The sequence below is a fragment of the Pseudomonas sp. R3-56 genome (genome assembly GCF_051132075.1).
Lineage (GTDB): Bacteria > Pseudomonadota > Gammaproteobacteria > Pseudomonadales > Pseudomonadaceae > Aquipseudomonas.
The window spans coordinates 645001-657590 of sequence record NZ_CP071657.1; the positions used below are offsets into that span (position 1 = coordinate 645001).

A 12590-nucleotide genomic window follows, 5' to 3' on the forward strand; every position below is an offset into this window, starting at 1 on the left:
TTAGTGATCCGGTGGTTCTGTATGGAAGGGCCATCGCTCAACGGATAAAAGGTACTCCGGGGATAACAGGCTGATACCGCCCAAGAGTTCATATCGACGGCGGTGTTTGGCACCTCGATGTCGGCTCATCACATCCTGGGGCTGAAGCCGGTCCCAAGGGTATGGCTGTTCGCCATTTAAAGTGGTACGCGAGCTGGGTTTAGAACGTCGTGAGACAGTTCGGTCCCTATCTGCCGTGGACGTTTGAGATTTGAGAGGGGCTGCTCCTAGTACGAGAGGACCGGAGTGGACGAACCTCTGGTGTTCCGGTTGTCACGCCAGTGGCATTGCCGGGTAGCTATGTTCGGAAAAGATAACCGCTGAAAGCATCTAAGCGGGAAACTTGCCTCAAGATGAGATCTCACTGGGACCTTGAGTCCCCTGAAGGGCCGTCGAAGACTACGACGTTGATAGGCAGGGTGTGTAAGCGCTGTGAGGCGTTGAGCTAACCTGTACTAATTGCCCGTGAGGCTTGACCATATAACACCCAAGCAATCTGTAGACTCGAAAGAGGCCAGATTGCGGTGTGTGAAGACGAGATGAACCGAAAGTTCGAGTCAAAACCCACAAACTATCGCATACCCATTCGCTGGAACGTGACCGCAAGGCACGCGCTGGCTACCGAATTTCTTGACGACCATAGAGCATTGGAACCACCTGATCCCATCCCGAACTCAGAAGTGAAACGATGCATCGCCGATGGTAGTGTGGGGTTTCCCCATGTGAGAGTAGGTCATCGTCAAGATTAAATTCCGAAACCCCTATCTGCTGACGCAGGTAGGGGTTTTGTTTTGCCCGCAGGAAAGCGCTTGGGTGTTTCTATGCAACCGTCTTGTGCATGGCTATCATGCGGGCCTCGTTATCAGGCGCAGTTCGTATGCTCACGTTGCTAAAACTTCTGAAGGACGGCCGTTTCCATTCGGGCCAGGCGCTGGGTGCTGGGTTAGGTATCAGTCGTAGTGCGGTATGGAAACAATTGCAGCACCTGGAGGCGGAATTAGGCTTGTCTGTGCATAAGGTTCGGGGCAAGGGGTATCGCCTGGCGAAGCCGCTGTTGCTTTTGGATGCGGCCGAAATCCGCGCGGCAGAAGGCTGTGAGTGGCCTGTTCACCTGTTTGATTCCATTGACTCCACTAATGCCGAATCGCTGCGGTCCATCGGGCGTGGCGTGGAAGCGCCATTCCTTGTTCTGGCCGAGCGGCAAATAGCCGGTCGGGGACGTCGCGGCCGCAAATGGGTCAGTCCATTCGCCGAAAACCTCTATTACAGCCTGGTGCTGCGCATTGACGGTGGCATGCGGCAGATTGAGGGGCTCAGTCTTGTCGTTGGGCTCGCCGTCATGCATTCGTTGCGTGACATGGGAGTGGTTGAGGCAGGCTTGAAGTGGCCTAACGATGTGTTGGTAGGTGAAAAGAAAATCGCCGGCATACTGCTTGAGCTGGTAGGGGATCCTGCGGACGTTTGTCACGTTGTCCTGGGTGTCGGGGTAAACGTGAATATGCAATCGACTGATGAGGTTGATCAGCAGTGGACGTCCATGAGTCTTGAAGCGGGTCGTGATTTTGACCGGAACGAGCTGGTGGCGCGAATGAGTGGAAAGCTTCAGGGGTATCTGAAGCTGCATCATGCGTCGGGATTTGCAGCGATCCAGTCGGAGTGGGAGCAATACCATTTGTGGCAGGGGCGGGCTGTGTCGCTGATTGCCGGTATCAATCGTATCGACGGCGTGGTGATGGGCATTGATCGCCAAGGTGCGCTGCGTTTGAAGGTGGATGGTGTGGAAAAGATATTCAGTGGTGGCGAGCTCAGCTTGAGGTTGCGTGATGATTCTTGAGCTTGATTGCGGCAACAGTTTTATCAAGTGGCGTGTTGTTCGTGCAGATGGCGTCACCCCTGTCGGCGGTGGGGTAGTCGGCTCGGATAGCGATTTGCTCGCGAGCCTGACAGGCTCAGATAAATTTCAGCTGAAGAAATGCCGTCTTGTCAGCGTCAGGACTTCTGAGGAGACCGATTCGTTGGTCGCCTCCCTGGTAGAGACATTTGGGGTCTCCGTGGCTCGCGCAACACCTACCCAAGAGATGGCGGGCGTTACAAACGGTTATGAAGACTATGAGCGCTTGGGGCTTGATCGATGGCTGGCTTTGCTCGGTGGGTACCACCTGGCTTCGGGCGCATGCCTGGTTCTGGATTTTGGTACGGCAATCACGGCAGATTTCGTAGCGCCTGACGGGCAGCACTTGGGAGGGTTCATCTGTCCTGGTATGCCTCTGATGCGTAACCAGTTACGTACCCATACCCGGCGAATCCGCTATGACGATACTGCTGCAGAGCGGGCTCACGAGAGTCTTGCTCCTGGCAGGGCAACGGTCGAGGCGGTGGAACGTGGCTGTATGCTGATGTTGAGAGGCTTCGTGCTGACTCAGCTCGAATTGGCGCGGCAATATTGGGGAGAGGATTTCGAGGTGTTTCTAACGGGAGGGGATGCTGATCTGGTTTCCGGGGTTGTTCCAGATGCCAAGGTCGTGCCTGACCTGGTTTTTGTTGGTTTGGCGATGGCTTGTCCTTTGTCTTGAGGTTTTCTATGCGGTGGCTGTTTTTGTTGTTGCTGGTTTTAAATGGCTTCTATTACATCTGGCATCAGCAGGAGGTCCCGCTTCGCGCCAAGGATGTCACTCCGCTGAGCCTGTATCGGGGTTCGCAGCAAGACATTCATCTCCTGAGCGAGACGGCGGATGCGCTAGTCAGGCGTGAGCCGGGTAAATCGAGTGAAGGGCAAAAGAACTGCAATTACCTGGGTGGCTTCGTACGCCCGGAGCTGGCCAGGCAATTGGAACAGCGACTGGCTTCTTCGGGGGTTGCGGGCCGTACCGTTACGTTTAGCTCGCCAGCGTCTCCAGAGTCTGGTGGATTCTGGGTCCAGGTTCCACCGGATAGCGCGGCGAAGATGAATGAGGTGCTGCTACAAAACCTTTCCAAAGAATTCAATGAGTTAAAACATAAAATAATGCCTTGCGAAGGGGTTGCGCCTGCTGGGTAGTTTGCATAGAATGGCGCCCGCTTCGCAGTGAAGACCTTTAACGGTCATCGGTACGAAGCGGCGTCAACGCAGCTAACCTCAGGTTTTTTATGAGAAAATGCTTGACAGAAGGCTGGCATGATATAGAATGCCGGCTCGCTTAGGAGGGGTTCCCGAGCGGCCAAAGGGATCAGACTGTAAATCTGACGTCTACGACTTCGAAGGTTCGAATCCTTCCCCCTCCACCAGTTTTAGCGTGAGCTGCAAGCTCCGCGGGTATAGTTTAGTGGTAGAACCTCAGCCTTCCAAGCTGATGATGCGGGTTCGATTCCCGCTACCCGCTCCAAGTTTGCAGGTTGTGCAAAGTGTTTTGCTCTTGTAGCTCAGTTGGTAGAGCACACCCTTGGTAAGGGTGAGGTCAGCGGTTCAAATCCGCTCAAGAGCTCCATATTACAAGGCAGATATGAAAATATCTGCCTTTGTTTTAATGGCTCGTGTGACTCGCTAAATTCTTCTCCTAGGGGTGATTTCGATGGCTAAGGAAAAGTTCGAACGTAATAAGCCGCACGTCAACGTTGGTACCATCGGTCACGTCGATCACGGTAAAACCACGCTGACCGCTGCTCTGACCCGTGTCTGCTCCGAAGTTTTCGGCTCGGCCAAGGTTGACTTCGACAAGATCGACAGCGCCCCGGAAGAAAAAGCTCGCGGTATCACCATCAATACCGCTCACGTTGAATACGATTCGGCCGTGCGTCACTACGCACACGTTGACTGCCCAGGTCACGCCGACTACGTAAAAAACATGATCACCGGTGCTGCGCAGATGGACGGCGCGATCCTGGTTTGCTCGGCCGCCGATGGTCCGATGCCACAAACCCGTGAGCACATCCTGCTGTCCCGTCAGGTAGGCGTTCCGTACATCGTTGTCTTCCTGAACAAGGCTGACATGGTTGACGACGCTGAGCTGCTGGAGCTGGTTGAGATGGAAGTGCGCGACCTGTTGAGCACTTACGACTTCCCAGGTGATGACACTCCAATCATCATCGGTTCGGCTCTGATGGCTCTGAACGGCCAAGATGACAACGAAATGGGCACCACTGCGGTGAAGAAGCTGGTTGAGACTCTGGACAGCTACATCCCAGAGCCTGAGCGTGCTATCGACAAGCCGTTCCTGATGCCAATCGAAGATGTATTCTCGATCTCTGGTCGCGGTACTGTTGTGACTGGTCGTGTCGAGCGTGGCATCGTCCGTATCCAGGAAGAAGTTGAGATCGTCGGTTTGCGCGACACTCAGAAAACTACCTGCACCGGCGTTGAAATGTTCCGCAAGCTGCTCGACGAAGGTCGTGCTGGCGAGAACTGCGGCGTGCTGTTGCGCGGCACCAAGCGTGACGACGTTGAGCGTGGCCAGGTTCTGGTCAAGCCAGGCACCGTCAAGCCGCACACCAAGTTCACCGCAGAAGTTTATGTTCTGAGCAAGGAAGAGGGTGGTCGTCATACCCCGTTCTTCAAAGGCTACCGTCCACAGTTCTACTTCCGGACCACTGACGTGACCGGTAACTGCGAGCTGCCGGAAGGCGTTGAAATGGTAATGCCAGGTGACAACATCCAGATGACTGTCACTCTGATCAAGACCATCGCGATGGAAGACGGTCTGCGTTTCGCTATCCGTGAAGGCGGTCGTACCGTCGGCGCCGGCGTCGTAGCCAAAGTCATCGAGTAAACAGTTGTAATGTCTTTTTCGGGCCGGCATAATGGTCGGCCTGATTTTGTTTTAGGTCAGTAGCTCAATTGGCAGAGCGACGGTCTCCAAAACCGTAGGTTGGGGGTTCGATTCCCTCCTGACCTGCCAGATTCACTCGGTGTGTCTGGCTTTCTTTTCACAGGATCTTCATAGATGACTCCTAAAGCTGAAGCTCAAGGCTCTCGCTTCGATCTGCTCAAGTGGCTAGTGGTAGTCGCTTTGGTGGTTGTTGGCGTTGTTGGCAATCAGTATTTTTCTGCTTCGCCGATCCTGTACCGCGTACTTGCATTACTCGCTATTGCTGCTGTTGCTGCCTTTGTAGGCCTGCAAACAGCCAAGGGCAAGTCTTTCTTTGTACTCGCTAAGGAAGCTCGCACCGAGATTCGTAAAGTCGTATGGCCGACTCGCCAAGAAACCACGCAGACCACGTTGATCGTTGTGGCTGTTGTTCTGGTAATGGCGTTGCTGTTGTGGGGGCTTGATTCCCTGCTCGGCTGGCTTGTTTCCTTGATTGTTGGCTAAGGGTGTCCCGTGGCTAAGCGTTGGTACGTTGTGCATGCTTACTCGGGTTACGAGAAGCATGTCATGCGCTCGCTGATAGAGCGCGTAAAGCTGGCTGGCATGGAAGATGGCTTTGGCGAGATTCTGGTCCCCACTGAAGAAGTGGTGGAGATGCGTAACGGCCAGAAGCGCAAAAGTGAACGCAAGTTCTTTCCAGGCTATGTGCTGGTACAGATGGATATGAACGAAGGGACTTGGCACTTGGTCAAGGATACCCCTCGGGTGATGGGCTTCATCGGCGGAACCGCCGACAAGCCTGCGCCGATCACTGATAAAGAGGCAGAAGCAATTCTGCGTCGCGTCGCTGATGGTAGCGACAAACCGAAGCCGAAGACGTTGTTTGAACCAGGTGAAGTTGTACGGGTCACTGATGGTCCATTCGCCGACTTCAATGGTACGGTCGAAGAAGTTAACTACGAAAAGAGCCGGATCCAAGTGGCAGTGCTCATTTTCGGTCGCTCTACTCCGGTAGAGTTGGAGTTCAGTCAGGTCGAAAAGGTCTGATTGAGCAGGCATCCCAACCCCGCAGCCCAAGGCTGTGGGGTTTTGTCGTCACTGGGATAAACGCGCAAGCAACCGGGGAGCCTTTCGAGGCGTTCGAACCCGTAATTGGAGTGCCTCATGGCCAAGAAGATTACCGCTTACATCAAGCTGCAAGTGAAGGCCGCTCAGGCTAACCCAAGCCCACCCGTTGGTCCTGCACTGGGTCAGCACGGCGTGAACATCATGGAATTCTGCAAGGCTTTCAACGCCCGTACCCAGGGTCTTGAGCCAGGTCTGCCGACTCCAGTGATCATCACTGTCTACAGCGACCGTAGCTTCACTTTCGAAACAAAAAGCACCCCTGCTTCGGTTCTGCTGAAGAAGGCTGCAGGTTTGACCAGCGGTTCCGCTCGTCCAAACACCGTTAAGGTTGGCACCGTTACCCGTGCTCAGCTGGAAGAAATCGCGAAAACCAAAAACGCGGATCTGACTGCAGCTGATATGGATGCAGCCGTGCGTACTATCGCCGGTTCTGCTCGTAGCATGGGCCTTAACGTGGAGGGTGTGTAATGGCTAAGCTGACCAAGCGTCAAAAGGCTATCGCCGGCAAAATCGAAGCAGGCAAGGCCTACAACTTTGTAGACGCCGCCGCTCTGCTGGCCGAGCTGTCGACTGTCAAGTTCAGCGAGTCGTTCGACGTTGCTGTAAACCTGGGCGTTGACCCACGTAAATCCGACCAGGTCGTTCGTAGCGCTACCGTGCTGCCACACGGCACTGGCAAGACCGTACGTGTTGCCGTGTTCACCCAGGGCCCTGCAGCTGAAGCTGCTCTGGCTGCTGGCGCTGATCGCGTAGGCATGGACGACCTGGCTGCCGAAATGAAAGGCGGCGACCTGAACTATGACGTCGTGATCGCATCCCCGGATGCCATGCGTGTTGTAGGTCAGTTGGGTCAGATCCTCGGTCCACGTGGCCTGATGCCTAACCCTAAGGTTGGTACCGTGACTCCAGACGTAGCCACCGCGGTTAAAAACGCCAAGGCTGGTCAGGTTCGTTATCGCACCGACAAAAACGGCATCATCCACACTTCCGTTGGCAAGATCGGCTTCGACGCCGTCAAGCTGAAGGAAAACGTTGAAGCCCTGATCGCTGATCTGAAGCGTATCAAGCCAGCTTCTTCGAAAGGTATCTACGTCAAGCGCGTTACCCTGAGCACCACTATGGGCCCAGGTCTGATCATTGATCAGAGCTCGCTCGACGCGTAAGACTCAGGTTGGCGCAAGCGATTGCGCCAATCACATATTGGGGTCCCTGCCTGGCGGGGGCTGTCCAAGACCGTAGGCGACGCAAGTCTTAAACCACAAGCCTACGCAGATGGTGCTCCCGGTTCCTTACCGAATCAGACACCAAAACGACATTCGGTTTCGATCGGATGAAACGGTAACAAGCAGGAGTTAAACCCGTGGCAATTAATCTCGAAGACAAGAAGGCCATCGTCGCTGAAGTCAACGAGGCTGCCAAAGTCGCTCTGTCCGCTGTCGTGGCTGATGCCCGTGGCGTAACAGTAGGCGCAATGACCGGACTCCGTAAAGAGGCCCGTGAAGCTGGCGTTTATGTACGTGTCGTACGTAACACCCTGCTCAAGCGCGCTGTTGCTGACACTGAATACAGTGTTCTCAACGACGTGTTCACCGGCCCGACCCTGATCGCGTTCTCCAAAGATCATCCAGGCGCTGCTGCCCGTTTGTTCAAGGAATTCGCCAAGGGTCAGGACAAGTTCGAGATCAAGGCAGCTGCGTTCGAGGGCAAGTTCCTCGCAGCTAATCAGATCGATGTACTGGCAACACTGCCGACCCGCGACGAAGCCATTTCGCAGTTGATGAGCGTGATTCAAGGCGCCACCAGCAAGCTGGCTCGTACTCTGGCTGCAGTTCGCGAGCAAAAAGAAGCTGCCGCGGCCTAAGGCTGAGCACTTTCTCTCGCGCTTTTTTGTTTATTTCGATGGCCGCGTAGGCCGTCCCCCAATTCAGGAAATACAGTAATGTCTATCTCCCAAGACGATATCCTCAACGCCGTAGCTGAAATGTCGGTTCTGCAGGTTGTTGAGCTGATCAAAGCTTTCGAAGAAAAATTCGGCGTTTCCGCTGCTGCTGCTTCCGCTGGTCCAGCTGCTGCTGCCGCTGTTGTTGAAGAGCAAACCGAATTCAACGTCATGCTGACCGAAGCTGGCGAGAAGAAAGTTAACGTGATCAAGGCAGTACGTGAACTGACCGGTCTGGGCCTGAAAGAAGCCAAGGCTGTAGTTGACGGCGCTCCTGCCATGGTTCTGGAAGCTGTTGCCAAAGACGCAGCTGACAAAGCCAAAGCAGTACTGGAAGAAGCAGGCGCTAAAGTCGAGCTGAAGTAAGCATCGACTTTGCGTCTCCAGCCCGAGCGTTAAGCGACAGGCTGATGGCTGGTGGCTCTTGCCACCGGCCTTTTTCCGTTATTGGCAGCCGACTGGGTCGGTGCTGATCGCGCGCTGTAACCACCCGATGTGGTGGCGCAAACCAAGGGGTTTGCACGATTTTCTGGCTGCTCCCGTCGGGAGGGGCCAAACAAGCAGGTGACCAAGCTGGGGAACGCTGATGGCTTACTCATATACTGAGAAAAAACGTATCCGCAAGGACTTTAGCAAGTTGCCGGACGTCATGGATGTGCCGTACCTCCTGGCCATCCAGCTGGATTCGTATCGTGAATTCTTGCAAGCGGGAGCGACTAAAGATCAGTTCCGCGACGTGGGCCTGCATGCGGCCTTCAAATCCGTTTTCCCGATCATCAGCTACTCCGGCAATGCTGCGCTGGAGTACGTCGGTTATCGCCTGGGCGAACCGGCATTTGATGTCAAAGAATGCGTATTGCGCGGTGTGACTTACGCCGTACCTTTGCGGGTAAAAGTGCGCCTGATCATTTTCGACAAAGAATCGTCGAACAAAGCGATCAAGGACATCAAAGAGCAAGAAGTCTACATGGGTGAAATCCCCCTGATGACTGAAAACGGTACCTTCGTAATCAACGGTACCGAGCGTGTAATCGTTTCCCAGCTGCACCGTTCTCCGGGCGTGTTCTTCGACCACGACCGTGGCAAGACGCACAGCTCCGGCAAACTGCTCTACTCCGCGCGCATCATTCCTTACCGCGGTTCGTGGCTGGACTTCGAGTTCGACCCGAAAGACTGCGTATTCGTGCGTATCGACCGTCGTCGCAAGCTGCCTGCATCGGTACTGCTGCGCGCGCTCGGCTATACCACCGAGGAAGTGCTGGACGCGTTCTACACCACCAACGTTTTCCATGTGCAGGGTGAAAACCTGAGCCTGGAGTTGGTGCCTCAGCGCCTGCGCGGTGAAATCGCCGTCCTGGATATCCAGGATGACAAGGGCAAGGTTATTGTCGAGCAAGGTCGTCGTATCACCGCTCGTCACATCAACCAGCTGGAAAAAGCCGGGATCAAAGAGCTGCAGGTGCCGATGGACTACGTCCTGGGTCGCACCACCGCCAAGGTCATCGTGCATCCGGCCACTGGCGAGATCATTGCCGAGTGCAACACCGAGCTGACCACCGAGATCCTGGCGAAAATCGCCAAGGCTCAGGTTGTTCGCATCGAGACGCTGTACACCAACGATATCGACTGCGGTCCGTTCATCTCCGATACGCTGAAGATCGACTCCACTGGCAACCAACTGGAAGCCCTGGTCGAGATCTATCGCATGATGCGTCCTGGCGAGCCGCCAACCAAGGATGCCGCCGAGACCCTGTTCAACAACCTGTTCTTCAGCCCTGAGCGCTATGACCTGTCTGCGGTCGGCCGGATGAAGTTCAACCGTCGTATCGGTCGTACCGAGATCGAAGGTTCGGGCGTGCTGAACAAGGACGACATCGTTGCGGTGCTCAAGACCCTGGTCGACATCCGTAACGGCAAAGGCATCGTCGATGACATCGACCACCTGGGTAACCGTCGTGTCCGCTGCGTAGGCGAGATGGCTGAGAACCAGTTCCGTGTTGGCCTGGTGCGTGTCGAGCGCGCGGTCAAGGAACGTCTGTCGATGGCTGAAAGCGAAGGCCTGATGCCGCAAGACCTGATCAACGCCAAGCCAGTGGCTGCGGCGGTGAAGGAGTTCTTCGGTTCGAGCCAGCTGTCGCAATTCATGGACCAGAACAACCCGCTGTCCGAGATCACCCACAAGCGTCGTGTCTCCGCACTCGGCCCAGGCGGTCTGACTCGTGAGCGTGCAGGCTTCGAAGTTCGTGACGTACACCCGACTCACTACGGTCGCGTATGCCCGATCGAAACGCCGGAAGGTCCGAACATCGGTCTGATCAACTCCCTGGCTGCCTATGCGCGCACCAACCAGTACGGTTTCCTTGAGAGCCCGTACCGTGTGGTGAAAGACGCCCTGGTTACCGACGAGATCGTATTCCTGTCCGCCATCGAAGAAGCTGATCATGTGATCGCCCAGGCTTCGGCCACGATGAACGACAAGAAAGTCCTGACCGACGAGCTGGTAGCTGTTCGTCACTTGAACGAGTTCACCGTCAAGGCGCCGGAAGACGTCACCCTGATGGACGTATCGCCCAAGCAGGTAGTTTCGGTTGCTGCTTCGCTGATCCCGTTCCTCGAGCACGACGACGCCAACCGTGCATTGATGGGTTCGAACATGCAGCGTCAAGCTGTACCGACCCTGCGTGCCGACAAGCCGCTGGTAGGTACCGGCATGGAGCGTAACGTTGCCCGTGACTCCGGCGTTTGCGTCGTGGCTCGTCGTGGTGGCGTGATCGACTCCGTCGATGCCAGCCGTATCGTGGTTCGTGTTGCCGATGACGAAGTTGAAACTGGCGAAGCCGGTGTCGACATCTACAACCTGACCAAGTACACCCGCTCCAACCAGAACACCTGCATCAACCAGCGTCCACTGGTGAGCAAGGGTGATCGGGTTCAGCGCAGCGACATCATGGCCGACGGCCCGTCCACCGACATGGGTGAACTGGCACTGGGTCAGAACATGCGCATCGCGTTCATGGCGTGGAACGGCTTCAACTTCGAAGACTCCATCTGCCTGTCCGAGCGTGTGGTTCAGGAAGACCGCTTCACCACGATCCACATTCAGGAACTGACCTGTGTGGCCCGTGACACCAAGCTTGGCCCAGAAGAAATCACTGCGGACATCCCGAACGTGGGTGAGGCTGCACTGAACAAGCTGGACGAAGCCGGTATCGTTTATGTAGGTGCCGAAGTAGGCGCAGGCGACATCCTGGTAGGCAAGGTCACTCCGAAAGGCGAGACCCAACTGACTCCGGAAGAGAAACTGCTGCGTGCCATCTTCGGTGAAAAAGCCAGCGACGTGAAAGACACCTCCCTGCGTGTGCCTACCGGCACCAAGGGTACCGTCATCGACGTACAGGTCTTCACCCGTGACGGTGTCGAGCGTGATGCTCGTGCATTGTCCATCGAGAAGACTCAGCTCGACGAGATCCGCAAGGATCTGAACGAAGAGTTCCGTATCGTTGAAGGCGCGACTTTCGAACGTCTGCGTTCCGCTCTGGTAGGCCACAAGGCCGAAGGCGGCGCAGGCCTGAAGAAAGGTCAGGAAATCACCGACGAAGTTCTCGACGGTCTTGAGCATGGTCAGTGGTTCAAACTGCGCATGGCTGAAGACGCTCTGAACGAGCAGCTCGAGAAGGCCCAGGCCTACATCGTTGATCGCCGCCGTCTGCTGGACGACAAGTTCGAAGACAAGAAGCGCAAACTGCAGCAGGGCGATGACCTGGCTCCAGGCGTGCTGAAGATCGTCAAGGTTTACCTGGCAATCCGTCGTCGCATCCAGCCGGGCGACAAGATGGCCGGTCGTCACGGTAACAAAGGTGTGGTCTCGGTGATCATGCCGGTTGAAGACATGCCGCACGATGCCAACGGCACCCCGGTCGATGTGGTCCTCAACCCGCTGGGCGTACCTTCGCGTATGAACGTCGGTCAGATCCTCGAAACCCACCTGGGCCTTGCGGCCAAAGGTCTGGGCGAGAAGATCAACCGCATGATCGAAGAGCAGCGCAAGGTCGCCGACCTGCGTAAGTTCCTGCACGAGATCTACAACGAGATCGGCGGGCGCAACGAAGAGCTGGATACCTTCTCCGACCAGGAAATCCTGGACCTGGCGAAGAACCTGCGCGGCGGCGTTCCAATGGCTACCCCGGTGTTCGACGGTGCCAAGGAAAGCGAAATCAAGGCCATGCTGAAACTGGCAGACCTGCCGGAAAGCGGCCAGATGCAGCTGTTCGACGGCCGTACCGGCAACAAGTTCGAGCGTCCGGTTACCGTTGGCTACATGTACATGCTGAAGCTGAACCACTTGGTAGACGACAAGATGCACGCTCGTTCTACCGGTTCTTACAGCCTGGTTACCCAGCAGCCGCTGGGTGGTAAGGCGCAGTTCGGTGGTCAGCGTTTCGGGGAGATGGAGGTCTGGGCACTGGAAGCGTACGGTGCTGCTTACACTCTGCAAGAAATGCTCACAGTGAAGTCGGACGATGTGAACGGCCGGACCAAGATGTACAAGAACATCGTGGACGGCGATCACCGTATGGAGCCGGGCATGCCCGAGTCCTTCAACGTGTTGATCAAGGAAATTCGTTCCCTCGGCATCGATATCGATCTGGAAACCGAATAACACGTGACGCGAATCGAGAGCGGGGCTGTCTTGCCCGCTCTCT

11 protein-coding genes, 4 tRNA genes and 2 rRNA genes (1 of these 17 running past the window's edge) are annotated in these 12590 nt (G+C 55.8%); all 17 read left to right on the forward strand.

Going from position 1 to position 12590, the window contains the following annotated elements:
* Positions 1 to 519 (forward strand): 23S ribosomal RNA (locus tag J3P96_RS02995) (it extends 2373 nt beyond the left edge of the window).
* Positions 520 to 668: 149 nt separating this feature from the next.
* A 5S ribosomal RNA gene (rrf, locus tag J3P96_RS03000) occupies positions 669 to 784 on the forward strand.
* 132 nt (positions 785 to 916) lie between these two features.
* A complete protein-coding gene (birA, locus tag J3P96_RS03005) occupies positions 917 to 1873 on the forward strand; it encodes a bifunctional biotin--[acetyl-CoA-carboxylase] ligase/biotin operon repressor BirA (RefSeq protein WP_434655256.1) in 957 nt (318 codons plus the stop codon).
* Complete coding sequence (locus J3P96_RS03010) at positions 1863 to 2612, forward strand: pantothenate kinase (RefSeq protein WP_434655257.1); 750 nt, start codon at positions 1863 to 1865, stop codon at positions 2610 to 2612. Before birA ends, J3P96_RS03010 begins: the two co-directional genes overlap by 11 nt.
* A gap of 8 nt (positions 2613 to 2620) precedes the next feature.
* On the forward strand, positions 2621 to 3076 hold the full coding sequence (locus tag J3P96_RS03015; protein WP_434655260.1) for a hypothetical protein: 456 nt from the start codon (positions 2621 to 2623) through the stop codon (positions 3074 to 3076).
* 142 nt (positions 3077 to 3218) lie between these two features.
* A tRNA-Tyr gene (locus J3P96_RS03020) sits at positions 3219 to 3303 on the forward strand.
* 24 nt (positions 3304 to 3327) lie between these two features.
* A tRNA-Gly gene (locus J3P96_RS03025) sits at positions 3328 to 3401 on the forward strand.
* A 26-nt stretch (positions 3402 to 3427) separates the two neighbouring features.
* A tRNA-Thr gene (locus J3P96_RS03030) sits at positions 3428 to 3503 on the forward strand.
* A gap of 84 nt (positions 3504 to 3587) precedes the next feature.
* Positions 3588 to 4781, forward strand: coding sequence for an elongation factor Tu (gene tuf, locus J3P96_RS03035; RefSeq protein WP_003186103.1), 1194 nt, complete (start codon positions 3588 to 3590; stop codon positions 4779 to 4781).
* 53 nt (positions 4782 to 4834) lie between these two features.
* A tRNA-Trp gene (locus J3P96_RS03040) sits at positions 4835 to 4910 on the forward strand.
* Between the two features lie 45 nt (positions 4911 to 4955).
* Positions 4956 to 5324 (forward strand): preprotein translocase subunit SecE, encoded by a 369-nt coding sequence (gene secE, locus J3P96_RS03045; RefSeq protein WP_024776457.1) that lies wholly within the window; start codon positions 4956 to 4958, stop codon positions 5322 to 5324.
* 9 nt (positions 5325 to 5333) lie between these two features.
* The gene (gene nusG / locus J3P96_RS03050) at positions 5334 to 5867 is read left to right on the forward strand and encodes a transcription termination/antitermination protein NusG (RefSeq protein WP_010443972.1); all 534 of its coding nucleotides are present in this window, start codon (positions 5334 to 5336) and stop codon (positions 5865 to 5867) included.
* Between the two features lie 117 nt (positions 5868 to 5984).
* On the forward strand, positions 5985 to 6416 hold the full coding sequence (rplK, locus tag J3P96_RS03055; protein WP_003176435.1) for a 50S ribosomal protein L11: 432 nt from the start codon (positions 5985 to 5987) through the stop codon (positions 6414 to 6416).
* Positions 6416 to 7111 (forward strand): 50S ribosomal protein L1, encoded by a 696-nt coding sequence (gene rplA, locus J3P96_RS03060; RefSeq protein ID WP_030138521.1) that lies wholly within the window; start codon positions 6416 to 6418, stop codon positions 7109 to 7111. Before rplK ends, rplA begins: the two co-directional genes overlap by 1 nt.
* Positions 7112 to 7308: 197 nt before the next feature.
* A complete protein-coding gene (gene rplJ / locus J3P96_RS03065; RefSeq protein ID WP_047230484.1) occupies positions 7309 to 7809 on the forward strand; it encodes a 50S ribosomal protein L10 in 501 nt (166 codons plus the stop codon).
* 78 nt (positions 7810 to 7887) lie between these two features.
* Positions 7888 to 8253 (forward strand): 50S ribosomal protein L7/L12, encoded by a 366-nt coding sequence (gene rplL / locus J3P96_RS03070; RefSeq protein ID WP_053125869.1) that lies wholly within the window; start codon positions 7888 to 7890, stop codon positions 8251 to 8253.
* Between the two features lie 220 nt (positions 8254 to 8473).
* Positions 8474 to 12547: a DNA-directed RNA polymerase subunit beta gene (gene rpoB, locus J3P96_RS03075; protein ID WP_434571472.1), complete on the forward strand. Its 4074-nt coding sequence runs from the start codon at positions 8474 to 8476 to the stop codon at positions 12545 to 12547.
* Positions 12548 to 12590 lie beyond the last annotated feature (43 nt).

Coding starts and splice junctions, on each gene's coding strand:
- J3P96_RS03015 (WP_434655260.1), top strand. CDS start 2,621: ATGCGGTGGCTGTTTTTGTTGTTGCTGGTTTTAAATGGCTTCTATTAC.
- birA (WP_434655256.1), top strand. CDS start 917: ATGCTCACGTTGCTAAAACTTCTGAAGGACGGCCGTTTCCATTCGGGC.
- tuf (WP_003186103.1), top strand. CDS start 3,588: ATGGCTAAGGAAAAGTTCGAACGTAATAAGCCGCACGTCAACGTTGGT.
- J3P96_RS03010 (WP_434655257.1), top strand. CDS start 1,863: ATGATTCTTGAGCTTGATTGCGGCAACAGTTTTATCAAGTGGCGTGTT.
- rplL (WP_053125869.1), top strand. CDS start 7,888: ATGTCTATCTCCCAAGACGATATCCTCAACGCCGTAGCTGAAATGTCG.
- rplK (WP_003176435.1), top strand. CDS start 5,985: ATGGCCAAGAAGATTACCGCTTACATCAAGCTGCAAGTGAAGGCCGCT.
- rpoB (WP_434571472.1), top strand. CDS start 8,474: ATGGCTTACTCATATACTGAGAAAAAACGTATCCGCAAGGACTTTAGC.
- rplA (WP_030138521.1), top strand. CDS start 6,416: ATGGCTAAGCTGACCAAGCGTCAAAAGGCTATCGCCGGCAAAATCGAA.
- secE (WP_024776457.1), top strand. CDS start 4,956: ATGACTCCTAAAGCTGAAGCTCAAGGCTCTCGCTTCGATCTGCTCAAG.